The sequence below is a fragment of the Psychrobacter sp. JCM 18900 genome, from assembly GCF_904846625.1.
Classification (GTDB): Bacteria; Pseudomonadota; Gammaproteobacteria; order Pseudomonadales; family Moraxellaceae; genus Psychrobacter.
The window spans coordinates 42,407-65,733 of the sequence record NZ_CAJHBL010000003.1 but is presented as its reverse complement, the minus strand read 5'-3'; the positions used below and the strand labels follow the sequence as shown (position 1 = coordinate 65,733).

Genomic DNA, 23,327 nt, shown 5'->3' with positions numbered 1-23,327 from the left:
TAGCTATCTTGAAAACACTACTCTTATTCTCAATCGTAAAATAAGGAAATGCTATGCACTGTCCGTACTGTAATGCGTCAGAGACCAAGGTTATTGACTCACGTCTTGCTGCGGAAGGGGCACAAGTGCGTCGACGCCGTTCGTGTAACAGCTGCCAAGAACGTTTTACGACTTTTGAGATGGTAGAAGTTGTTATGCCAAGGATTATCAAATCAAGCAATAAGATTGAACCTTATGACAATGAAAAGCTGCGACGTTCTATTTTACTACCCTTACAAAAGCGTCCTATCACTATCGATGAACAAGAGGCGATGATTAGTCGTATTGAAAAGCGTGTTAGGCAGATGGGTGAGCGAGAAATCAGTAGTAAGGTCTTGGGTGAAATCATCATGAGTGAACTCAAAACTTTGGATGATGTCGCCTATGTACGCTTTGCCAGTGTGTATCGCGACTTTCAAGATATCGATGCATTTCATCAAGAAATTGCCAATATTCGTCCAAATGAAAAGTAAGCGAAGTAAGCTTTTAAGTAGTCCCTAGTTGATAAGTGTTTCCTAATTACTAATCAGAATTACCAATCAGCTTTCAACGCTTATTTTCTTATATAGAACCCTCAATCATTTATTAAGCCTAGCCTTATGTCTATTCAAAGCCATGCTCAAGATGCACAAGACCGCTACTTTATGATGCTTGCTATCGAACAAGCAAAGCGCGGTTTGTATACTACTAGACCCAATCCTGCAGTAGGCTGCGTTATTGTTCAAGCAGATCAGATTGTGGGTCAAGGATTTCATCCGAAAGCTGGTGAGCCACATGCAGAAGTATTTGCGCTGAAAGAGGCTGGTACACAGGCAGCAGGGGCAACTGCTTACGTAACATTAGAGCCATGTAGTCATATGGGACGTACACCACCATGTGCGTTGGCGCTGATTGCCGCGAGTGTGAAACGCGTTGTGATTGCAGGTCTAGATCCTAATCCGCAGGTAGCAGGTCGCGGTGTGAAACTATTAGAGCAAGCTGGTATTGAGGTAACAGTCGGTGTCCTGACAGAACAGGCAGAGGTACTAAACCGTGGTTTTCTAAAAGCTATGCGCACTCAGATGCCCTATGTACGATTGAAAATAGCGACGAGTCTAGACGGCCGTACAGCGATGGCATCTGGTGAATCAAAGTGGATTACCTCGACAGTTGCTCGCGAAGATGTACAAAAATTACGAGCACAAAGTGGCGCGATTATTACAGGTAGTGAAACCGTAATAACTGATAACCCACAGCTCAACGTGCGCTCAGAACAGTTGGGAGTGCCACCTGAAAAAATACCTAATCCCAAAATATTCATACTTGATAGGCGTCAGCGTTTAAAGCACAGCTTACAGTCTGATTATCAGCTGTGCCGGCATCCAGATACTATCTATTGGCATGAAGACGATTTGTCGACGTTGTTGGCGAAACTGGTTAGTGAGCACCATTGCTATGATGTGTTGGTGGAGGCAGGTGCTAGCGTTGCAGGTAGCTTTTTGAGTCAACAGTTGGTAGATGAGTTAATCGTATATCAAGCACCTTGCTTACTTGGTGAACAGGCACGTCCCATGGTTGATTTCAATCCTATATCCCTTGCTCAGCAGTTACGGTTTGATATAGAACGTCATCAGCAGCTTGGCCCAGATCTCAAACTAACCTTATTACCTTTATAAATATTCTTCGTATAAGTAGGTTTTCCACAAATTATAAAAAAAAGCTTAAAACGTGGGTAAATACGTCATTGATTTACGTGTTTCACATGGAACTGTGTATAACTTTGTTTCACATGAAACACAAAAGATGTTTATATCTCGATTATTTTAATAAATATTTATATAAATCAATACCTTAGCATTCTATTTATAAATAAATAGGTTTCATGTGAAATTTTTGTTTGTTGTGGATAACTATGTATTTATAGCGACTTCTAGCTATACCTCTATTGATTTATCCTTACTTATCCACAATCTATCCTATTAAAGGTCAAGTCTAACGATGTTTCACTATCAGTTATTTGAACAAGTTGTGATAAAGAATTGATAGCTGATTTAATAAACTAAAATATTCGCCTATGAAGGCAATACAGTAATGAGATGAGGATAATATGTTTACTGGAATTATAGAAAGCGTTGGAAAAGTTAAATCTATGCAGACGACAGGTGGCGACATACGTTTGACGGTAGAGTCTGATGACTTAGATTTCAGTGACGTGAAGCTAGGCGATTCTATTGCATCAAATGGTATTTGTTTAACTGTGGTGGAGCTCGGAAGTAATTACTACTCTGTTGATGTCTCACGTGAAACTATTGCTAGAACAGCATTAGAAGGGTTAAAAGCAGGTCATACCGTCAATCTAGAAAAGGCCATGCTACCAACGACTCGTTTTGGTGGTCATATCGTCGCTGGTCATGTAGATGGAGTAGGGGTCGTTAGCAAATTACAACAAGATGCTCGTTCTATCTATATAGAGATTGAGATACCGCAAGAGCTAGCGCACTATACAGCGACCAAAGGCTCTATCACAGTAGATGGTATTAGCCTAACGACCAATTTAGTACGTGACAATATTGTCTCTCTAAATATCATTCCGCATACTGCTCAAGTGACGAATATTGCTAAGCATTGGTTAGTAGGTAACAAAGTGAATATTGAAGTAGATATCGTTGCCCGTTATCTAGAACGTCTACTAAATAAATCTCAATCTGGCGGTATGAACGCGTCAAGCCCGCAAAGCCAAATCACAGAAGCATTTTTGGCCGATAATGGGTTTATGAAATAACAACTAAGCTTACCGAAATATCATCCTCGCACCAAGTTTTTGACCCTATCGATATTATTTTGATTAAGTGATATCGATAGGGTATTTTTTATTTGCACTAGAGATTTATTGTATAAAACTCTGCAAAACGGATTCTAAGTCTTTTTTACTAATGGGTTTGGATAAAAACTCGTCCATACCAACTTGCATACAGGCCTCGCGATCTTCTTCTGTATTATTCGCAGTTAGCGCCACAATTGGTATTTTATCACCTTGCGAGCGAATCACTTGTGTGGCTTGTAAGCCATCCATAACGGGCATTCGGCAGTCCATCAAAATCAAAGAAATTTCTTCACGTTGGCTTTTGAGTTTCTCGAGTGCTTGCTGTCCATCTTCTGCGACAATACTACGATAACCAAGCTTACTTAACATCTTACAGGCTATCTTTTGGTTAGTAGGACTGTCTTCTACGACCAAAATCAGTGGAGACAAGATTTCTTTCTTAGGTGTATCTTCTACAAAAGATAGACTGCTGTCATATTGATGTTTGACCAATATGTCTAGTGTTTTCCTTGCAAACAAGGTTAAGCGTAGCAGTTCAGAAAGTAGTAAACTTGCGTCTAAGGGTTTGGTCAAAAATCCATCATATTGGCCTAGTAAAGTAGAAGGTATATGCCTTTCAAGTTTCATGCTAAGTAATATCTTCGGTAGTGAAGGCGTAGTGACTAGGTCGTTTAACGCTTCTTGTTGCTCGCTATACTTGTTGCTCGCATGAGCTGATAAGGTGATGGATTCGCTGTATTCATAATCTAATAACAAGACAGGAATGACGGTTTGCTCATCTTGTTTTAATTTATTTTTTAGCTGCTGTACAGTCGCTCTATCTAAAGTGCTGTAGATAGTCACGGATATCGTTAAGTACTCGCACAAACGTTGTAAATGTTCAGCAACTAGAGGCTGATTGATGATAGCGATAAGGTGAATATGGGGCAGCTGCGAACAACGATGATATACCGATTGATAAGTGGCATGAGGATAAGGAAGGTAGAGGCTAAATATCGTTTCTTTATCCACCGCATTACTTAGTTCGATGAAACCGCCGAGTAACTGAGCAAAGCTATTGGCATTACTCAATCCAATATTACTGTCTTCAACTAAGTTATGATTGGTTTGCTCACTGTTTTGATTCAAGATATTGACTAATTGATTTTGTCTCTCAGGAGTAATAGTTACTCCAGTGTCTTTTACGCTAAACCGAATCCAATAAGATGTCTGCGCAGGCATTGTCGTGTCATTGTTAGGAGTTAAATGCTGATTACTTATTCGCGTTACTTTATCTTCAGATACACGATCAACAGTGAGCGCGACATAGCCTGATGTTGTAAAACTAATAGCGTTTTTCAATAAGTTTAATAGGATATGGTGCAGTCGAATGTAATCGGTTTCGATGTAACGAGGACAGTCCGGCGCAAAGAAATAGATCAATTCTAACCCTTGTTGTCTTATTTCTTGTGTGACTAAATTGCTAACCTCTTTGCTTACCTTATAAATATCAACCGTTTCGATACTTAGACGTGTTTTTCGGACTTCAACTTCCTCTGTTGTTAGCGTCTCATTGAGCACAGTCAACATGCTTTGACTGGTTGCAATCAATGTATTTAGAGTTTTTTTGCCTTGAGCCGTCAATGTTGAAGGGTCGATGGGTTCCAACGAATCAATTATCTTCTCTAGTGGTAACCTTAACTTACGACCTATAAATGCTTGGGCTTCGTTTGATTCATCAATTTGTAATTGCAGTTGTTGGTTGTGCAGCTGTAATTGTTCAGATTGATGGAAAATCTCATCGACATTATTAAAAATCACAGTAAAACCGTGAACTTGCCCATGTTCACCGAACCATGGTGTTACGTGTAGTTGGTAGGCTTGTTTATTCTCCAAGCCATAAACCATGAGTGTGCGAGCAACGCGTAAACTTGAGATGGTTTTTAAGAGTATTTGAGTGGCCTCGTCTTTCCCTTCAACAAAATCAGTCAGCTCATAGCCCTGCTCTCTCTGGGTAGAAGGGGTAAATACTTGCTCAAAGCGCTGATTATAGAAGCTAATTTGACCATGTCGTATACTCATCAACATCGGTAAGGGTGCTTGATTAACCAAACGTTCTAAACGATGAGTCAATGTTTTTATACGCCGATAGTCATTATGCATCTGGTAGCTGACGCGACTTAGCGCATGACCTAACAGCATGAACTCGGTAGTAGATTTCTTTTGTAGAAACGGCGGCGGCGTATAAGATTCTTTTGCGCGGCTACTCAAATTATCCGTATAAACCAGTAATTGCTCCCAGTTAGTACGGCGATTGAGCATATAGAGTAATGCCATGAAAAATAGTACGATGGCGACCATCAAAGGAAGCCAGTAACGGTAAGATATCCAGTCGATAACAAAAGGTTCGTGGCGTAATACGATATAAATCTGATGTCCGCTTTTTAGATTAATGATTCCTGTTAGTTCATTGCTATTGACTGTATAGGAGCTATGGTCGCTGCTGCTAGAAGCTGATGTACCGATGGTAGGGAAAGCAACGGTAGAAAAAGCAGATTCATTAGGACGAGTATTATGATGAATGTAGGTCTGTCCAGAAGGCATCATCAAAATCAGCTGATAACTAAGGTGATCAAAAGTAGGCTGTTCTAAGATTCTTTTTATTTCACTATCTACAGGCGCTGCATGCTCAATAATACTGTGCTGTAGGGAATAAAAAGTATCTATGCTATGTTGCTCACTATGTTTTTTCATCCCATCAAACAGTGTGACATAGTACAGCAGTAACATAACCGTGAGAGACAAGGTATAGAAAATCAATAAGCGCTGTAAGGACTGAAACTGTTGCATGAAAGCGTGGCCCTATCTCGACACGAAAGAATATAGTGAAATAAAAACGAAGTTTCTACATATAGTAGGTGAATTATACGACAGTTGAATTGTCTAAAATTTTTAGTGTTACCTTCTATTTATAGCAGAATAACGGCTTACTGTTTACAGAGAGTGGTTATTAACACCAAATTGTTTTGTAAAAGATATAAATAGAACGTTCGATGCCCTTGATATTACAAAGGCAAATAATGTCATTGGTTATCATGAAGTGAGGTCATTACAATCATGGCACTGCGCCGTAAACTCACCTATAATGAACAAATAAACCTTATATAATGCATGATTATGACTACAACTGCTCCTACCTTTGATACATCCAACTCGCTTACTGACCATGATAACCCAACTACTAACCGATTAAGGGTAGTATTTGCGGGTACGCCTGAATTTGCTGCTATTAGCTTTGAGTCATTAATTAAGCAGCAAGAAGCGCTGAATATAGAGATAGTCGCTGTTTACACGCAGCCTGATCGTAAAGCAGGTCGTGGTCAAAAACTGTCAGCCTCCGCGGTAAAAGAAGTTGCATTGGCAAATGATATCGCTGTAGAGCAGCCAGTCACTTTTAAAAAGTCTAGTGCAGAAGGGTTAGCTGCTAGGCAAACGCTGCGCACCTATCAACCAGATGTGATGATTGTCGCCGCTTACGGATTGATTCTACCTATCGGTGTATTAGAGACGCCTACTCATGGTTGCTTGAATATTCACGCTTCACTGTTGCCACGATGGCGCGGTGCTGCACCTATCCATCGTGCACTTTTAGCCGGAGATGATGAGACCGGCATTACCATTATGCAAATGGACAAAGGTCTTGATACAGGTGACATGCTTTATAAAGTTAGCGAAAGTATTGCCTCTGATGATACCGCTGCTAGCCTACATGATAAGATGGCTGCACTTGGTGCGACAGCGATTAGTACGGTGCTAAAAGATTTAACTGCTTATCAAGCTCAAGCTATTGCTCAAAATGATAGTCAAGCCAACTACGCTGAAAAACTGGTCAAAACCGAAGGCGAAGTTGATTGGTCGCAGCCTGCTGCCGCTATTGAACGCCAAATTCGTGGGCTGACACCATGGCCAGGTGCTTATACTTTCCTAGCAGGGCAGCGCGTCAAAGTGTTGGCTAGCTTACCTGTAAATACATCGCAGCAAACGAATAAACCTGCTGGAACTGTTATCAGTGTCGGACGAAAAGCGATCTTAGTCGCTTGTGGTAAAGAGAGTGACGCTGAATCATCAGCCACCACTTTAGCCATTACTCACTTGCAGTTTGCAGGTGGTAAGCCAATGACAGCTGAACAAATTTGCCATGGCAACCAATTAAATGACGGCGATCAATTTACGTCAGAAACAAAATAACGTTACTTATTTTTAACCTACTTGCACAAGACGCTATCGATCATACGTCAAGGAAATGAAATTTAATGAGACAAAACAGTACTGCGCCTAGAAACAATAAGCTCAAACCATCAAGCAATCTTATTATGAATGGCAGCGTACGCGTGCGTGTGATTCGTACCTTACTGGCTATTCAAAATGGTCAGTCGCTCTCAAGCGTCCTTGATCCATTGCTGAATAGTCTACATGATGGTGACAAAGGCTTTGCTCATGCATTACTGCTCACGACATTGCGCCAATGGCATGCCCTTGCACGTTTGCTCGATAGCTTAGCAGACAACCCTATCGACGAGGTTGAAGTGCGTACCACTATTCAAGTCGGCTTAGTACAGTTGCTATATTTAGAAGTGGCTGACCATGCTGCGATTCATGAAACCGTTGAAGCAGCCAAAGAGATTGAATTCGCTCACTCGACTGGTTTGGTGAATGCTATCTTGCGTAAAGTCGCCAAGAATCCAAGCAAATTCCGTAAGAAGTGCGATAAAAAGCATAGCTTGCCGAACTGGCTCGCTTATCAGCTTAAGCAAGATTGGAGCGAGCAATATGATGAGCTGACACAAGGCTTGCGCCAACTAGCACCTATGTTTTTACGAGTGAACTCGGCGGTTACTTCGGTAGAGGATTATCAGCATGCATTGGATGGGGCAGAGATTGATGCAGATATCGTTGAGCTAACGACTGGTTTTAAGGTAGCGAACTCGTCAGAGTCTGCCGCTGCTACCACGCTATCAACCAAAGGTCTTAGACTGCATCAAAGCACTGCCGTTAACGCTTTGCCTGATTTTGCTTTAGGAACAGCTAGCGTCCAAGACATGCATGCCCAGCTCGCTGCACCGATTATTAACAAAGCATTGATGGCTAAGCTTAGCGCTGAAAAATCTGATACGGAAAATACGAATAATGAGATACATATTCTAGATGCTTGTGCGGCACCTGGTGGCAAGCTTGCTCATTGGTTAGAGCTCATAAGCGCTAACGACGAATCATCGTTGTTTCACGTGAAACAAGACAATAATGAGATATCATCTGAAACGTCACCTGCGATTACTGATATCAAGGTAACAGCTATTGATAATGAAGCACCGCGTATCGAGCGTATTCGCGAGAATTTACAGCGTTTAAATCTAAGTCAGCATGATTTGCAGCAAGCGGATAACAGCATCGCATTGAATATTGTCTGTGCAGATGCGACCAGATGGCAGCATGGAAAAAATAAAAAAGCGGCTACTAATGAACCCGTATTTGATGCGATATTATTGGACTCTCCTTGTACTGCGACTGGCGTGATTCGCCGTCATCCAGATATCAGTATCTTGCGTACTGAAGAAGACATCGAGCAAACGGCACTGTTGCAAGCAGATATCTTGCATAACTTATGGCCACAACTCAAAGCTGGCGGTTATCTGCTTTACGTGACATGTTCCATCTTAAAGCAAGAAAACGTCGAGCAAATGCAGGACTTTATCACTCATCATAATGATGCAGTAGTGATCGAGTTTACTGAAGATTGCAACTGGGGTATCGAACAAGCAATCGGTCGTCAATGCTTACCGATTGATAGTGCGAGTGGCGATGGTTTTTATTATGCATTGCTACAAAAAACTGCTGAATAAGCCATTTTTAACTATTGAATAACATTATTGTAGACAGGACAATCTAATGAAATATATCAGTACCCGTGGTCAGACAGCACCAATGGATTTTAGTGATGTGCTTTTGATGGGTCTTGCCCCAGATGGTGGTTTGATGTTGCCTGAGCATTATCCAAATATCGATAGCGCAACCCTTGATGAATGGCGTACGCTCAGCTATCCACAGCTTGCCATAGCTATTATGCAGCGTTTTGCGACAGATATTCCTGTGGCTGATTTGCAAGATATCATTGAGCGCACTTACACTGCTGATGTGTTTGGTTCTAACGAGATTGTTCCTGTCCGCAAGCTCGAAGATAACCTATATATTTTAGAATTATCAAACGGTCCGACATTGGCATTTAAAGATGTTGCCATGCAGTTTTTGGGCAATGCCTTCGAGTATGTACTTAAGAAAAAAGCCGCACGTATTACGATCATTGGTGCGACCAGTGGTGACACAGGTAGTGCAGCAGAGTATGCATTGCGCGGCAAAGAAAACATCGAAGTCTTTATGCTGTCACCACACGGCAAAATGAGTGAATTCCAACGTGCGCAGATGTATAGTTTGACCGATGCTAATATTCATAATATCGCTGTTGATGGTATGTTTGATGATTGCCAAGACATCGTCAAAGCGCTACAGCAAGATGCTGAATTTAAAGCGGCTTATAACCTAGGTACGGTAAACTCTATCAACTGGGGTCGTATCCTAGCGCAGATTGTTTACTACTTTAAAGCTTACTTTGCGGTCACGACGAGTAACGATGAAAAAGTCAGCTTTAGCGTACCATCAGGTAACTTCGGTAATATCTGTGCTGGTCACATTGCTCGCGAAATGGGATTGCCAATTGACCGTCTGATTGTCGCAACCAATGAAAACGACGTTTTAAATGACTTCTTTAATCAAGGCGCTTATCAGCCGCGTCCGACTGAAAAAACCTATGTCACTTCAAGCCCGTCGATGGATATTTCGAAAGCATCTAACTTTGAGCGTTTTGTTTATTTGCTATTAGAAAAAGACAGCGTACGCGTTCATGAGTTATTTGAAGGGGTGAAATCTGGTCAAGGTTTCGATTTGTCTGAGCTAATGGAAGCAGTTAATAATCGCTATGGCTTTGCTGCTGGTAAATCTACTCATAGCGACCGCTTGCAGACTATCAAAGCGCTTTATGAGCAGCATGGTGAATTGGTTGATCCACATACCGCAGACGGAATTAAAGTCGCCAAAGAGCTACAGTTAGATGGCGAAATCATCGTTTGTGCAGAGACAGCATTACCCGTTAAGTTTGCGGACACTATTGTTGAGGCTATTGGTCAGATAGATATCGCTCGTCCAGCACATACTGAAGGGTTAGAAGATTTATCACAGCACGTAGTGGTACTGGAAAACAAGGCTGAACTGGTTGCTGAACAAATCCGCCAACATGTCGCACCGAATCCTGCTTAAGTAACTACGGTCTTTAGACTCATCATTGATAAAGAAAAGTATCCGCGTAAAGGTTACACCATTGTAATAAAGTGTTTATGATTGTGTTATGGTAGATATAATTGTAATATTAGAAACGGCGTCAGCAAGTCATCATCGTGCTAGGCGCTTTTTTAGGAATTATTCTAGCCAATTACACTGAACAGTTACCCTATAATTTTCATAAGAATTTTATTAATAAGTTACTGATATAGTTAAATTTTTATTAATTTAAAGTGTTTTTACAGTGATAAGTTAAGTACGGTTCTTTATGACAAGCACAGTGGTACATATTGTGGATATAACGATGAAGATGAGCTTAAAAAAGATAGCAAAAGCACTGTTAATTACGACGTTTAGTAGTGCCATGTTGATGACCACAGCCCACGCAAACAATCCACCACCTACTATCAAGGCAGATGCACCCAATCGTTATATCGTGAAAAAAGGCGATACATTATGGGATATCTCAGGTCGTTATCTAGATAGCCCTTGGCGTTGGAAAGAAATTTGGGCCACTAATAAACAAATTAAAAATCCAAACCTTATTTACCCCAATGACGTGCTTATCCTTTGTGTGATTCAAGGTAAAACGCTAATTGGCGTTGATACTGGTGAAGGCTGTGCTGGTGTTGAAAAGCAGCTTACTGGAAGTGTAAGTACAAGTACGATCGCGATTACCTCGACGGCCAATAGCATCCCTCCTATTCCATTATCTGCTATTCAGCATTGGCTTGATAAAACACTTATCGTTAATCCTCAAGACTTTAATACCACGCCTTATATTTTGGCTTCTAAAAACCGTAACTTGATTACTGCGAGCGGTGATAAAGTCTATGCTAAAGGCGTACCGCTTATCGTGGGTCAGCGTTACGGAGTCTACCGTGAGGGTGAGCTATATGTAGACCCCAAAACGCAAGAAGTGATCGGCTTAGAAGTTACGCAGGTAGCGACAGGACTAGTAACTTCTACAGAAAGTAATGGTGTGACTAGCTTGCAGCTTATCGATAGCTATGGCAAAGAAGTGCGTGAAGGGGATCGCGTATTTGTAGAGTTAGACAACGCTATTCCTCCTGTTTTCTATCCAACGCCTGCAAGTGTTAGTCGCGGCGGTATGATCGTACGTGTGATGGACTCTATCAGCTCGGCTGCGAAGGGGAGTGTGGTCGCCATCAATTTGGGTAGCTTACAAGGTGCTAAGCCTGGTGATGTGCTGACGGTTTATCAAAAAGGACCTTTGGTACGTGATACTAAGGACAATGACACACCAGTCCGTCTACCAAACGAGCCTAGCGGTATGGTAATGGTTTTTAATACCTTTGACCACATCAGTTATGCTTATGTACTAGACTCTGAGCTACCACTTAATATTGGCGATCAGTTATTACCACCTCCTTATTTATAAATAGCTATAAGGCTGTATTAAGCAATATATTGAAATAAATACTAATCTAAGCTTGCCTATACGAGACAGATGACAATGACGGCAGTCACCTCTTCTTTATCCGACGATCAGCGCGCTATCTTAGCGCTGTGGTACGAGGTGAATGCGTCGTTATCTGCTTATCACAAACTGATCACTTCTTTCGGTTATCCGCAGCTTGCTTGGCAAGCCAAAGTAGAGGCATGGAAGCAGCTCGGTATTCACCATACCCATCTCAAACGTCATGAACAGCCAGAGCAAACACTCGCCAATATCGATAAGATTCAGCTAGCATTGATAGATGGGCGCTATGGCTTGCTATTCGCTGATGACGCCGATTATCCTGCCCAACTTTCACAAATCTACGACCCACCGCCTTTATTGTTTTATCGTGGGAATAGCGCGCGCCTACATCAAGCACAAATCGCTATAGTAGGTAGCCGAAAACCCACCGCGCATGCGCAAAAAATCACGTTTGATATGGCGCAGTATTTAGCGCAAGCAGGGTATATCGTTACTAGCGGTCTAGCTATGGGTGTAGATAAACGCGCACATTTAGGTGCATTAGCACAGGCAGACCCTGACTATCATGGACGGACGGTTGGTGTAATGGGTACGGGGATCGATGTGAACTATCCCAATCATCGAGATCAGTTATTTATTCAAATTGTTGAGCAAGGTGGCTGCATTATTAGTGAGCTACTACCACACACTCAGCCGCATAAACATACTTTTCCGCGTCGCAATCGTTTGGTAGCTGGGCTGAGTCTCGCGACCATCGTAACGGAAGCGACAATCAAAAGCGGCTCGCTTATCACAGCACGTCTCACGTCTGAACAAGGTAAACAGGTCTTTGCCATTCCCAGTCATATTGACAATAGCAATGCAGAAGGTTGCCATCATTTAATACGTGAAGGTGCGACCTTGGTTTATCATCCTCAGCAAGTACTAGAAGACGTCAACGGTCAGCTTGACTATGATAAAGGCGCTTATAGAACAGCGAACGCTACCAATTCTATTAGTAATCACTCTAATATTAATCAGACTTCCGATGCGTTTGATATAGAGAAAAAATCAATCAAATCTACTAGCCAGCAACCATCCTCTGATATAAAGCCTGCGCGCAGCACAGTCATTGTGCCTGAGAATTTAGCTGCAATTTATGAGCAGCTTGACTGGCATGGGCAAGATTTAGATGCGCTTATTAGTGCAACCAAGCTTGCACCGCCGCAGTTGATTGGTCAGCTAATGGAGCTTGAGTTAATGGGTCTTATCAGCGAACAAGGTGGACGATATTTACGCATTTAAAATATTGCAAATATTCCTTATTGGACACTGGCATAGATAGCCCTTAGTTATAGACTCTCCTAGACAATATCTTTCTTGTGGTATTATTAGAATTTACTTCTACGAACCATTTAAGTCATGAGCCAACCTACACCTCTTATTACTAATTCTGCCATCCAAGCTGCTAAGTGGCTAAAAGAAGGACAACTGCTCGCGTACCCCACAGAAAGCGTTTGGGGTATTGGTTGCGACCCTTATGACCAAGCAGCTGTTCAGCGTATTTTGGATATCAAACAACGTCCACAAGCCAAAGGCATGATAGTCGTCACTGATAGTGTGTCTCGCTTAGCACCTTTGCTAGCATCCTTAGATGATGTTCAGCGCCAGCAGATTATTGATAGCTGGCAGACAGACGATAGCGGAGACGAACAGCACAATCGCCAAGCACATACTTGGTTATTACCGATTTCTCAGTCGCTTGCAAGCACTGTGCCCATGTGGATTACGGGTCAGCATCAGACTATTGCTGTTCGAGTTATCTCGCACCCTACAGTTCGTCAGCTTTGTCAGCAGATGGTCAGTGAGCAGAACCCATTTGGGCTATTAGTTTCTACAAGCTGCAACCCATCAGGACAAACGCCTGCTAGTACTTTTGATACCGCCTATGCTTATTTCGATGAGCAAATTGGTTATTTGCAGGGCGATACCTTAGGTTATACCTTGCCTAGCCAAATTCGTGACGCAACGACAGGTTTCGTCGTTCGATAGCGCTATCTATAAAAACTCTTAAATTTCTCAGAAGCGATTGCTTGCAATGCAAAGTGATAGGTGTCGCTATGCCTTGTTTATGTGAACGTTTATAAATTAACCATCTACTAGCTTGCCTATTTTTCTACCTTCCTTTACCAAAAGCATGTAAAAGTCGTTTTGATAAAAACCACAAAAAAGCAGACGATGGTTATAACGGTCTGGTTTTTATTGAACGACAAGTAATTCAACAATAAGTAATTCAACGATAAGTAATTCAACGATAAGTAACTCAAAGATAGATCATAGTGGTGATATTTGAGGCATATAGGGAGTATAGGGTATGAATGTTTTGATTAGTGGCGGTTCAGGGTTTTTGGGAAGTGCGTTTAGTCGAGATCTAATGGCACGATATCGCGTGCAGAATAAAGACGTGGCGATTACTTGGCTAACTCGTAATAGCGGCCAACCACATCCCGATGATATCAATATGATGACTTATGACGAGCTTGCAACGTCTGATATGAGATTTGATGTCATATTGAATTTAGCAGGCGCTGGGATTGCTGACTCTCGTTGGAGCGATGAGCGCAAAGAGCAGTTGATGGCGAGCCGTATCAAACCTACTCAGTCGATATTGGATTTTATCGCACGTGCTAGCACAAAACCCAAGTTACTGGTAAGCGGCTCGGCAATCGGTTGGTATGGCACGCAAGGCGATAAGCCACTGACTGAAAACAGCGATTATGAGACAGATTTTGCTCATACACTATGTGATGAATGGGAGCAATTAGCGCTTAAAGCGACCGATCACGATGTTCCTGTAGCTATCGTCAGAACAGGTGTGGTTATTCACCCTGAGGGTGGCATGGTAGCTAAATTATTACTACCCTTTAAATTTGGTGTCGGTGGACAGTTGGGTGATGGACAACAAATCATGAGCTGGATCAGCCGCGAAGATTGGGTCAATGCGGTCATCTTTATTATCGAGCAGCAACTTAAACTTACTAGCGACTCAGATGTCAATCACCCCAATAGCTTAGCTCAAGATAGTACACCTATTAATGACAGCACTATCAAATCTGCAAGCGGTACCACAAATGATACAAATACAGTCGTATATAACCTTACTGCTCCGAATCCTGTGACCAATCATACTTTTACCAAAGCACTTGGCTTATGGCTACATCGCCCCACGTTCTTCACTTTACCAGAGTTCTTGCTTAAGCTGATGTTTGGCGAAATGTCCACATTACTTATCGATGGTCAAAAGGTGCTGCCACAGGCGCTATTGGGTACAGGTTATTCATTTAAACATTCGACACTCCAGCAAGCGTTAGAAAACCAAAAATAGTTATATGGGTGTTGTTTCATGTGAAACATTACAAACTATCTTCTGATAATCGCTTATATAACCATATTTATGTCTAAGGTCAGTCCATGCGTTACGCATTTTTCCTCACCATCTTTTTGCTATTACAGCTGTTCAGTCTGGGTACAGTATTAAGCATACAGTGGTGGCTCCAGCCTTGGATAACGCCAACATTACAAACAATGATATGGGTCAGTGTATTTATTATTACTAATGGTCTATTAGTATTGAGCGTAAAAAGAGCATTTGCCAACAGTTATCGCTGGGTTAGCGGTTGGATGCTAGTCATGCATTTTATGATACTGACGGCGTTGGCAGTGAGTTTACTCTACGGAGGGTATCTACTGGTCATTTCTTTATCAGGCAGTACGTTGCACCAATCGAATGAAATGGCTATAGGGCTAAGAGTACTAGCGCTATTCCTATTTATAGGACTATTTATTTATTCGTTATATAGTGCCTATGCGCCTGTTATACGTAAGCTGTCTATTAAGATAGATAAACCTTTAACCAAGCCACTGCGCATTGCAGTCGCTAGTGACTTGCATATAGGGCGACTATTTGGTGTAAAAGCCATAGATAGATTGCAACAACTTATGATTCGCTCTGGTGCAGATATGCTGCTGATGCCAGGGGATATTATGGATGATAATACAGATGCATTTAATAAATATCATATGGAGCAAAACCTAGCAGAATTGTGCAATAGTCTGCCACGTGGTGTCTATGCGACATTGGGTAATCATGACTTATATGGTCATGAGCGACCTATTAGCGAAGCGCTGCAAAATGCAGGTATACAACTGTTGAATGATGAAGTGCTCTGTATCGAGCACGAGGGTCAACCAGTATGGCTAGTTGGACGTTTTGATAATCATAAACGTCAACGTGTAGCGACTACCGATCTGCTTGCGCAAGTAGATACATCGCAGCCAGTGATATTGTTAGACCATAGACCGAGCGATATAGATAATCACAGTCAATTACCTATAGATTTACAAGTCTCGGGACATACCCACAACGGTCAAGTATTTCCCGCTAATTTCATCGTAAATGCTATTAATCGATTAGGCTATGGCTATGAGCAGATTGGTAAAGGACACTTCGTCGTGTCCTCTGGCTATGGTTTTTGGGGCATTCCCTTTCGATTGGGATCGCGCTCAGAGATTTGGTTGATTACACTATCTGGTAATACAAATTAGTTATAGAAACCGATAATTAGCTAGCAAGCGGTCTATGCAGCTAACCGCGATTGTGTACTGATGATCTCACGTACAAAGCTGCTAAAACCATGAATAATATTGTTTGTCTCTTGTCCAAGACCTTGGTGAACACTCATAAAATGAATAAAGCCATGCGGTGCACCAAGCACAGTATAGGTCTCTACAGCAACGCCGTAACCTTTCAGCTGCTTTGCATAAGCAAATGCCTCGTCACGCAATACATCGAGCTCAGAAGCTACAATGTAAGTCGGGCAAACTTTACTATTATCACCCAGCATAGGTGAGTTCAGTATATGTAAGCGAGGCAGCGGACTGTTCTCCAAGCAAGCAGCATCAAATACTGCTACATCAGCATGATCTAATAGTAGACCTTCGCCGTATAGCTCCCAACTAGGATAATCTGTCTCAATATCAGTGACTGGATACAAAGGCATCTGAGCTAAGGGTTCGGGTAGTTTTTCTAATAGATTAAACATTTTCTGTCCATCTAACCCTAAGTCTGCCCATGCGCTTTTGCTCGGTGCGGTCAGTTGCTGCGCAATTAAAGTTGATAGACCACCACCTGCGCTATCACCAGCCAAGACGATACGAGAGGGTAACGCGCCCAATGTGTGACAGTGTTCAACTAACCAAACATATGCAGTGATACAGTCTTTCAATGCTGCCGGAGCAGGACATTCAGGCGCTAAGCGATAATCGACACTAACCACAGACCAGCCAGTCTGCTCACAGACTGCATGACAGAACTCATGATGTGTATCGACATCACCAATGCAGAACCCGCCACCATGAAAAAACAGCATGACTGTTTCATCAGGATTGTGGATACGTTTTCTTCTAAAACCAGATTTTTTGCCACCGGCTTTATAACAACGGACAGTCATGTCGCCATCATCTGCATTGGCAATCGTTTCATCTTTCCAGCTAACAGGTGAATCACTTTTTTTAGTAAAGGGCTTTATATTGCTTAGCATAGTCGTATTGGCTTGCTGCCATACTCTAGGTGATTGCATGGCTACCGCATCAGCAGTAAATCTCTCACGCAATTCCGGCATTGGGGTTAGTTCTAATGGTGTTTTGAGGTAGCTGTTTACCGCAAGGATGAGACGCAGATGAGCGTTTGCATGCAAATATTGTTTTGAATTAGGACCTTTTAGGTAACCAATAACCCCTTCTAAAATAGGGTCTGGTAAGTAACCGAGACTTTTCATTGCATAGTGCAATGTATGCGGCTGATAGTTTGCTACAGGATTATAAGCAAGTATTTTCTCTTTAACGCTCAGACGTTTTTCTAATGAGTCATACGCTTGTGCATCTTGATTTGATGGCTTTTTTGACGCTGGATGTTCTTTTGACGCTAAGTGCAATGTCATCAATGCTTTATTAAGCAAAGTATTGATAGATAAATTTTTTGAATTAGACATAACAGCTCTCATAAATGATTTTTAGCGTGCATTTGAGTGTGGGCGATAATATTTATAGCAATGATAAAATAGCTAGCAGAATAATAGGGTGTCGTTTGGTAATAGCTTGATTAATAAGCGTAAAGCGATTGGAATAAATAGCGGTTTTTTGTTCTTTTTGTGAGCAAATATTGAGATTTATTGACATGGAACAAAAACGTTAGATGTATCGTATTAATGACACTTCACGAATATTTGTCATAAATGGTAAAAATTCCTTTGCTCTAGGCTTGAAATTTGTCCTTATCACCTTTATCAAGCAGCTATTGAAGCGTATTAAAAAAACAATGAGTTAGAAACATCGAGCATTTAATAATGGCATAGTAAGACCAGTAATTATTCGGTCTACTATGCCGTCTCTTAATCTTCATTATTGAAATTCCAAGGAGCTATCATGAGCGAGCAAAACCCGAACCACGAAAATCTTGACCAAAATGTGGCACATGAGAATATTGATCACAATGACAGTATCTTAGAAGAAACCATGAAAGAGTTTGATCCACAGAATAATTCAGGTGAAGAAACGACTATCGAAAACGAAATCAACCTTGATACTTTCAAAGCGCGTATTGCTGAGCTAGAAGGCGAAGTGAAACAGGCCAAAGAAGGTACTGCACGCGCTAATGCTGAAGCTTACAATGCGCAAAAACGCATGGAGCAAGAAGCGGATAAGAGCAAAAAGTTTGCACTACAGAAATTTGCTAAAGAATTGTTAGACATCGTTGACAACTTAGAGCGCGCTATCGAAAATGCCGATGCCAATGATCCAGTCGCTGAAGGTGTGCAATTAACGCACAAAGCATTGGTTGCGGTATTGACCAAAAACGGCGTAGAAGTAGTCGATCCACAAGGCGAAAAGTTTAACGCTGATTTCCATGAAGCAGTGGGTATTGACCCAGAAGCAGCGGCAGACACAGTTGGTACGGTCTTACAAAAAGGCTATAGCCTAAACGGTCGTCTATTACGTCCGGCCATGGTTCGTGTTGGTCAGTAATATTTTTAGGGCTAAACCCTACTAATATGAAGGTTTTTCACAAAAAATGACATGAAACACAGTTTTTGCGTGATTATCGCCTTGAAAAATACGACGGGTAAACCGATATATAGCAACAAGTGACCGGCTACGGTCTGGATAAATAAGTATTTATAGTTAAAAACAAATTAGGAGCAATTGATTATGGGTAAAGTAATTGGTATTGATCTAGGTACTACTAACTCGTGTGTAGCAGTAATGGAAGGTGACAAAGTTAAAGTCATCGAAAATGCTGAAGGTACTCGTACAACACCATCGATCGTCGCTTATAAAGATGACGAAACGCTTGTTGGTCAGTCAGCTAAGCGTCAAGCAGTAACCAACCCAAGCAACACTTTGTTTGCGATCAAGCGTTTGATCGGTCGTCGTTTTGATGACAAAGTCGTTCAAAAAGATATCGGCATGGTTCCTTACAAAATCGCTAAAGCAGACAACGGCGATGCATGGGTAGAAATCAACGGTAAAAAGCTTGCGCCACCACAGGTTTCTGCTGAAATCTTGAAAAAAATGAAAAAAACAGCAGAAGACTATCTTGGTGAGAGCGTGACTGAAGCAGTTGTAACTGTACCTGCTTATTTCAATGACTCACAGCGTCAAGCAACTAAAGATGCAGGTAAAATCGCTGGTTTAGATGTAAAACGTATCATCAATGAGCCAACTGCTGCTGCACTTGCTTATGGTATGGACAAGAAGCAAGGCGATAGCACTGTTGCTGTATATGACTTAGGTGGTGGTACTTTCGATATCTCAATCATCGAAATCGCAGACGTAGATGGTGAGCAACAATTCGAAGTACTAGCGACCAACGGTGATACTTTCCTAGGTGGTGAAGACTTTGACTCAGCATTGATTGACTTCTTAGTTGCTGAATTCAAGAAAGAGCAAGACGTGAACCTAAAAGGTGACTCTCTTGCGATGCAGCGTCTAAAAGAAGCGGCTGAGAAAGCGAAGATTGAGCTATCAAGTGCACAAAGCACTGAAGTAAACTTGCCATATATTACTGCTGATAGCAGTGGTCCTAAGCATTTGGTTGTAACTATCAGCCGCTCGAAACTAGAGAGCCTAACTGAAGAATTAGTACAACGTACAATGGGTCCTTGTAAGACTGCACTTGAAGATGCTGGCCTAAAAATTGGCGACATCAACGATGTAATCTTGGTCGGTGGTCAGACTCGTATGCCACTAGTACAGCAAAAAGTACAAGACTTCTTTGGTCAAGAGCCACGTAAAGACGTGAACCCTGATGAAGCAGTTGCAGCTGGTGCAGCGATTCAAGGTGCCGTATTGTCTGGTGACAAAACTGACGTATTGCTACTTGATGTAACACCATTGACCCTAGGTATCGAAACGATGGGCGGTGTCATGACGCCAGTTATCGAGAAAAACACCATGATTCCTACCAAGAAATCACAGGTATTCTCAACGGCTGAAGACAACCAGCCAGCTGTAACGATTCAGGTATATCAAGGTGAGCGTAAAATCGCTAACCAAAACAAAATGCTTGGTCGTTTTGACTTGACGGATATTCCACCAGCACCACGTGGCCTACCGCAAATCGAAGTGTCTTTTGACATCAATGCTGATGGCATCATGAACATCTCTGCAACCGATAAAGGTACTGGTAAAGCGCAAAGTATCCAAATCAAAGCGGATTCTGGTTTGTCGGACGAAGAAGTCGAACAAATGGTTCGCGATGCAGAAGCCAATGCTGCTGAAGATGAGAAGTTCGCTAACCTAGCGCAAGTTCGTAACGAAGCAGATGGTCGTATCCATGCGGTACAAAAAGCGCTAAAAGAAGCAGAAGATAAAGTCACTGATGAAGAAAAATCAACAGTAGAATCTGCTATCACTGAGCTTGAAGCTGCAGCGAAAGAAGATGACCATGACGAAATCAAAGCTAAGCTTGAAGCATTAGACAATGCATTCTTGCCAATCAGCCAAAAAATCTACGCTGATAGCGGCGCTGGCGCAGAAGGTATGGATCCAAGCCAGTTCCAACAAGGTGCTGACGATGCTGGTAGCAACAAAGCTGATGACGACGTCGTTGATGCTGAGTTCACTGAAGTAGACGAAGACAAAAAGTAATACCAAATCCAAAAACGCGATTAGCTGCGTCAAACTTGCCTAGTCTACTCAATGTAGCACTTACGCTCGTTTTCCTTGCTACTCAAGTTTTTGAAAATGGTATAGTCGATACAAATCGATAAGTAGTTAAATTAAAAAAACGCATCTTTCGGGGTGCGTTTTTTTATGGCTGTTTTTTCTATCGTTTACTATTTCTGCTAGCTATTTTTTTATGAATAAGACGTGTTCTTATAGTTTAAACGCGCTTACTATTAGCACTTCATAGGTTAAATTGACCACGAGCTGTCCTGTTTCGTCCTTTTCTGAGAATTGCTGCCAATAGTCTGACTCAAATTGCTGTAGACGCGATTTTGTCCATACAAAGGTTTGGCTATCTTCTGATTTAACTTGCGTTTGATTGGTCGATACGCCGGTGAGTTTCATATGCTTTAAGATAGCGTAGGGAGTAGGAAATGGTAAATCGAAGCGCTGAATTGAAATCTCAATGCTTTTAAAACCAGCACGGTCTAATGCTAACAGCCACTCATCACTGTCTGGATAACTCAGTCCTTGACCAGTGAGCGTCTTAATTTGCAAAAAGTTATTGGGCGTAAAAGTACTAAAGACCAGTTGTCCTCCAAGTTGTAGACGCTGCGCGGATTGCGTGACGAAACTCAACGGATTATCAAACCATTGCACGGCATTGGCACTAACTATCAAGCTATGATTTTCTGCTAAATCTATCGTTTCAGCATCACCAATCATTACGTCAGCAGTTGGCAGTATTGATTGCAATGTAGCCGTCTGCTCACTACATAACTCATTAATAAGCCAGTGCTGGCTTTGAATATGCTCAGCGAGTAGGCGCGTCATTTGACCTGTGCCTGCACCCACTTCTAGCACACTGCTTTGCCTGATATGAGCAATACTGTCTAATAAATAATGACAAACGGTCTGCTGGATACTAGCATGCTGGTCATAGTCACTTGCATTGGCAAAGTGGCGAGCGATGGTTTGTTTTCTAACACTGAGGTCATCAGCTGTGTCGAATGTTGTCATAGGCTTTATTATGTCCAAGTGCGCCAGTTATCTATCAATAGTAGAAATAAAGTTTGTGTCAAACGATAAAGTTACAACTGCTGTATCAATCGCTCGCAGTCTTCGTTAGTCAGTTTGGCATTCATAACTAAGCGAATACGGGCAGTGTTTGCAGGTACAGTAGGCGGCCTGATAGGCAGCGCGTAAAATCCTGCTGCCTGTAACTGTTGTGCTTTGGCAAGGGTACTCGCGTTATCGCCTAATATATAAGGAACGATAGGAGAGTCGTAACTGATATGTTGAGCAGTAGGTGATACACGGTGTTGTGGGTCGATAGCTTGACTCAGTGTGATAGACAATTGCGCTAAATGCATACGTTGGTCGGTCAAGGTTGGCATTTTGGCTAAGATAAATCGTGTCCATGCGTGATTGATAGGAGGAAGTGCAGTGCTGAAAATCAGTGGACGCATGGCATTAATTAGCCATTGTTTGACGACCTCATCACACATGATATAAGCACCAATTGAAGCAAATGCTTTACCAAAGGTACCCACCAAGTAGTCAATATCCGCCAAGGTATTTGTTTCTTCCGCCAACCCTAGACCTGTATCGCCAAGCACTCCAACAGCATGTGCTTCATCGACATACAGCTCAATACGAGCATCTTTGGATTTTAATTGTACTAGTTGAGGCAAATCAGCACGGTCACCATCCATACTAAATATACTCTCGGTGACAATAATGATGCGTTCGACCGTCTCGTCTGCTTGTTCAATAAACTTGGCTAAATGCTCGTAATCGTTATGACGGTAACGACGATAGGTAACAAGTTTGCTTTGGCTCAGGCGCATCCCATCGATAATGCTGGCATGTACTAGCTTGTCAGCCAAAATAAGTGTTTTGACTGGCAAAGCTGTCAATGCTGGCAAGATACCTAGGTTGGCGTGATAGCCACTGTTCAACACCAGCACCGACTTTGAATCGGCTAAACTCTGTTTTTCTATGGCGCTTTGATACCAATTTTGCAGTTCCTCTTCTAGAGCTTCTAACTGCATATCGTTGCCTGTGAGTAGGCGTGAGGAAGTGGCACTCATTTTAGGAGTGTGCGTAGTAGATAGCTGTCCCACTTGAGCTAGAAACTCAGCTTGCAGCTCAGTATCGCCGCCTAAACCCAGATAATCATTACTCGCAATATTGAGTAAAGCCTTACCATTGCTAATAACGTATCGTCCATCGTGCTGCAAGTTTGGTAATTGGCGGTACTGCTGCTTTGTTTTTAAGTCTACAAGTGCAGTTTGCAAGCGCTCAGTGATAGAATTTTGCATTTTTTCTCTCTAATTACTGTTATATAAGCCATGTTTAGCCGATTTATCTAGCAAGAAAACTGTGAAATGAGTACGGATTATTGCATAAACTGAGTGGATGTAACAAAAGGTTTCATATCTGCGCCTTTGTAACCCACACACTGAT

General features: G+C 42.0%; 17 protein-coding genes. 13 read left to right on the top strand and 4 right to left on the bottom strand.

Annotated features, from left to right (window positions below; all coding sequences use genetic code 11):
* Positions 1-53: 53 nt before the first annotated feature.
* The 3 genes from nrdR (at position 54) to JMX96_RS05865 (ending at position 2,800) form a co-directional block, all read left to right on the top strand.
* Positions 54-512 carry a transcriptional regulator NrdR gene (gene nrdR / locus JMX96_RS05875; protein ID WP_057762240.1) on the top strand — a complete coding sequence of 153 codons (459 nt, stop codon included), beginning with the start codon at positions 54-56 and terminating at the stop codon, positions 510-512.
* A 126-nt stretch (positions 513-638) separates the two neighbouring features.
* Positions 639-1,694 carry a bifunctional diaminohydroxyphosphoribosylaminopyrimidine deaminase/5-amino-6-(5-phosphoribosylamino)uracil reductase RibD gene (gene ribD, locus JMX96_RS05870; protein WP_201568090.1) on the top strand — a complete coding sequence of 352 codons (1,056 nt, stop codon included), beginning with the start codon at positions 639-641 and terminating at the stop codon, positions 1,692-1,694.
* 431 nt (positions 1,695-2,125) lie between these two features.
* Entirely contained in the window at positions 2,126-2,800 is a 675-nt protein-coding gene (locus tag JMX96_RS05865) for a riboflavin synthase (protein WP_201568089.1), read from the top strand.
* Between the two features lie 105 nt (positions 2,801-2,905).
* Here the strand turns inward: JMX96_RS05865 and JMX96_RS05860 are convergent, their stop codons facing one another.
* Positions 2,906-5,671 carry a hybrid sensor histidine kinase/response regulator gene (locus JMX96_RS05860; protein ID WP_201568088.1) on the bottom strand — a complete coding sequence of 922 codons (2,766 nt, stop codon included), beginning with the start codon at positions 5,669-5,671 and terminating at the stop codon, positions 2,906-2,908.
* A 327-nt stretch (positions 5,672-5,998) separates the two neighbouring features.
* On the opposite strand from JMX96_RS05860, the gene fmt reads away from it, so the two are divergent.
* The 8 genes from fmt (at position 5,999) to JMX96_RS05820 (ending at position 16,238) form a co-directional block, all read left to right on the top strand.
* Positions 5,999-7,069, top strand: a complete 1,071-nt coding sequence (gene fmt / locus JMX96_RS05855; RefSeq protein WP_201568087.1) for a methionyl-tRNA formyltransferase — start codon at positions 5,999-6,001, stop codon at positions 7,067-7,069.
* Between the two features lie 65 nt (positions 7,070-7,134).
* Complete coding sequence (locus tag JMX96_RS05850) at positions 7,135-8,721, top strand: transcription antitermination factor NusB (protein ID WP_201568086.1); 1,587 nt, start codon at positions 7,135-7,137, stop codon at positions 8,719-8,721.
* A gap of 46 nt (positions 8,722-8,767) precedes the next feature.
* On the top strand, positions 8,768-10,189 hold the full coding sequence (gene thrC / locus JMX96_RS05845; protein ID WP_201568085.1) for a threonine synthase: 1,422 nt from the start codon (positions 8,768-8,770) through the stop codon (positions 10,187-10,189).
* A gap of 325 nt (positions 10,190-10,514) precedes the next feature.
* Positions 10,515-11,612, top strand: a complete 1,098-nt coding sequence (locus tag JMX96_RS05840; RefSeq protein ID WP_413786738.1) for a LysM peptidoglycan-binding domain-containing protein — start codon at positions 10,515-10,517, stop codon at positions 11,610-11,612.
* Positions 11,613-11,687: 75 nt separating this feature from the next.
* Positions 11,688-12,938, top strand: coding sequence for a DNA-processing protein DprA (gene dprA, locus JMX96_RS05835; RefSeq protein ID WP_201568551.1), 1,251 nt, complete (start codon positions 11,688-11,690; stop codon positions 12,936-12,938).
* Between the two features lie 117 nt (positions 12,939-13,055).
* Complete coding sequence (locus JMX96_RS05830) at positions 13,056-13,685, top strand: L-threonylcarbamoyladenylate synthase (protein ID WP_201568083.1); 630 nt, start codon at positions 13,056-13,058, stop codon at positions 13,683-13,685.
* Between the two features lie 322 nt (positions 13,686-14,007).
* Positions 14,008-15,018 carry a TIGR01777 family oxidoreductase gene (locus JMX96_RS05825; RefSeq protein WP_201568082.1) on the top strand — a complete coding sequence of 337 codons (1,011 nt, stop codon included), beginning with the start codon at positions 14,008-14,010 and terminating at the stop codon, positions 15,016-15,018.
* Positions 15,019-15,104: 86 nt separating this feature from the next.
* Positions 15,105-16,238, top strand: a complete 1,134-nt coding sequence (locus JMX96_RS05820) for a metallophosphoesterase (RefSeq protein ID WP_201568081.1) — start codon at positions 15,105-15,107, stop codon at positions 16,236-16,238.
* A gap of 32 nt (positions 16,239-16,270) precedes the next feature.
* On the opposite strand, the gene JMX96_RS05815 is transcribed toward JMX96_RS05820, so the two are convergent.
* On the bottom strand, positions 16,271-17,683 hold the full coding sequence (locus JMX96_RS05815; protein ID WP_201568080.1) for an alpha/beta hydrolase: 1,413 nt from the start codon (positions 17,681-17,683) through the stop codon (positions 16,271-16,273).
* Positions 17,684-18,116: 433 nt separating this feature from the next.
* Here JMX96_RS05815 and grpE point away from each other — a divergent pair, with 433 nt between their 5' ends.
* Together grpE and dnaK are read left to right on the top strand one after the other, a co-directional pair.
* A complete protein-coding gene (grpE, locus tag JMX96_RS05810; protein WP_057762215.1) occupies positions 18,117-18,716 on the top strand; it encodes a nucleotide exchange factor GrpE in 600 nt (199 codons plus the stop codon).
* 183 nt (positions 18,717-18,899) lie between these two features.
* Positions 18,900-20,840, top strand: coding sequence for a molecular chaperone DnaK (dnaK, locus tag JMX96_RS05805; protein WP_057762214.1), 1,941 nt, complete (start codon positions 18,900-18,902; stop codon positions 20,838-20,840).
* A gap of 228 nt (positions 20,841-21,068) precedes the next feature.
* Here dnaK and JMX96_RS05800 read toward each other — a convergent pair whose 3' ends face one another.
* A complete protein-coding gene (locus tag JMX96_RS05800; RefSeq protein WP_201568079.1) occupies positions 21,069-21,878 on the bottom strand; it encodes a methyltransferase domain-containing protein in 810 nt (269 codons plus the stop codon).
* A 71-nt stretch (positions 21,879-21,949) separates the two neighbouring features.
* Positions 21,950-23,182: an 8-amino-7-oxononanoate synthase gene (locus tag JMX96_RS05795; RefSeq protein ID WP_201568078.1), complete on the bottom strand. Its 1,233-nt coding sequence runs from the start codon at positions 23,180-23,182 to the stop codon at positions 21,950-21,952.
* Positions 23,183-23,327 lie beyond the last annotated feature (145 nt).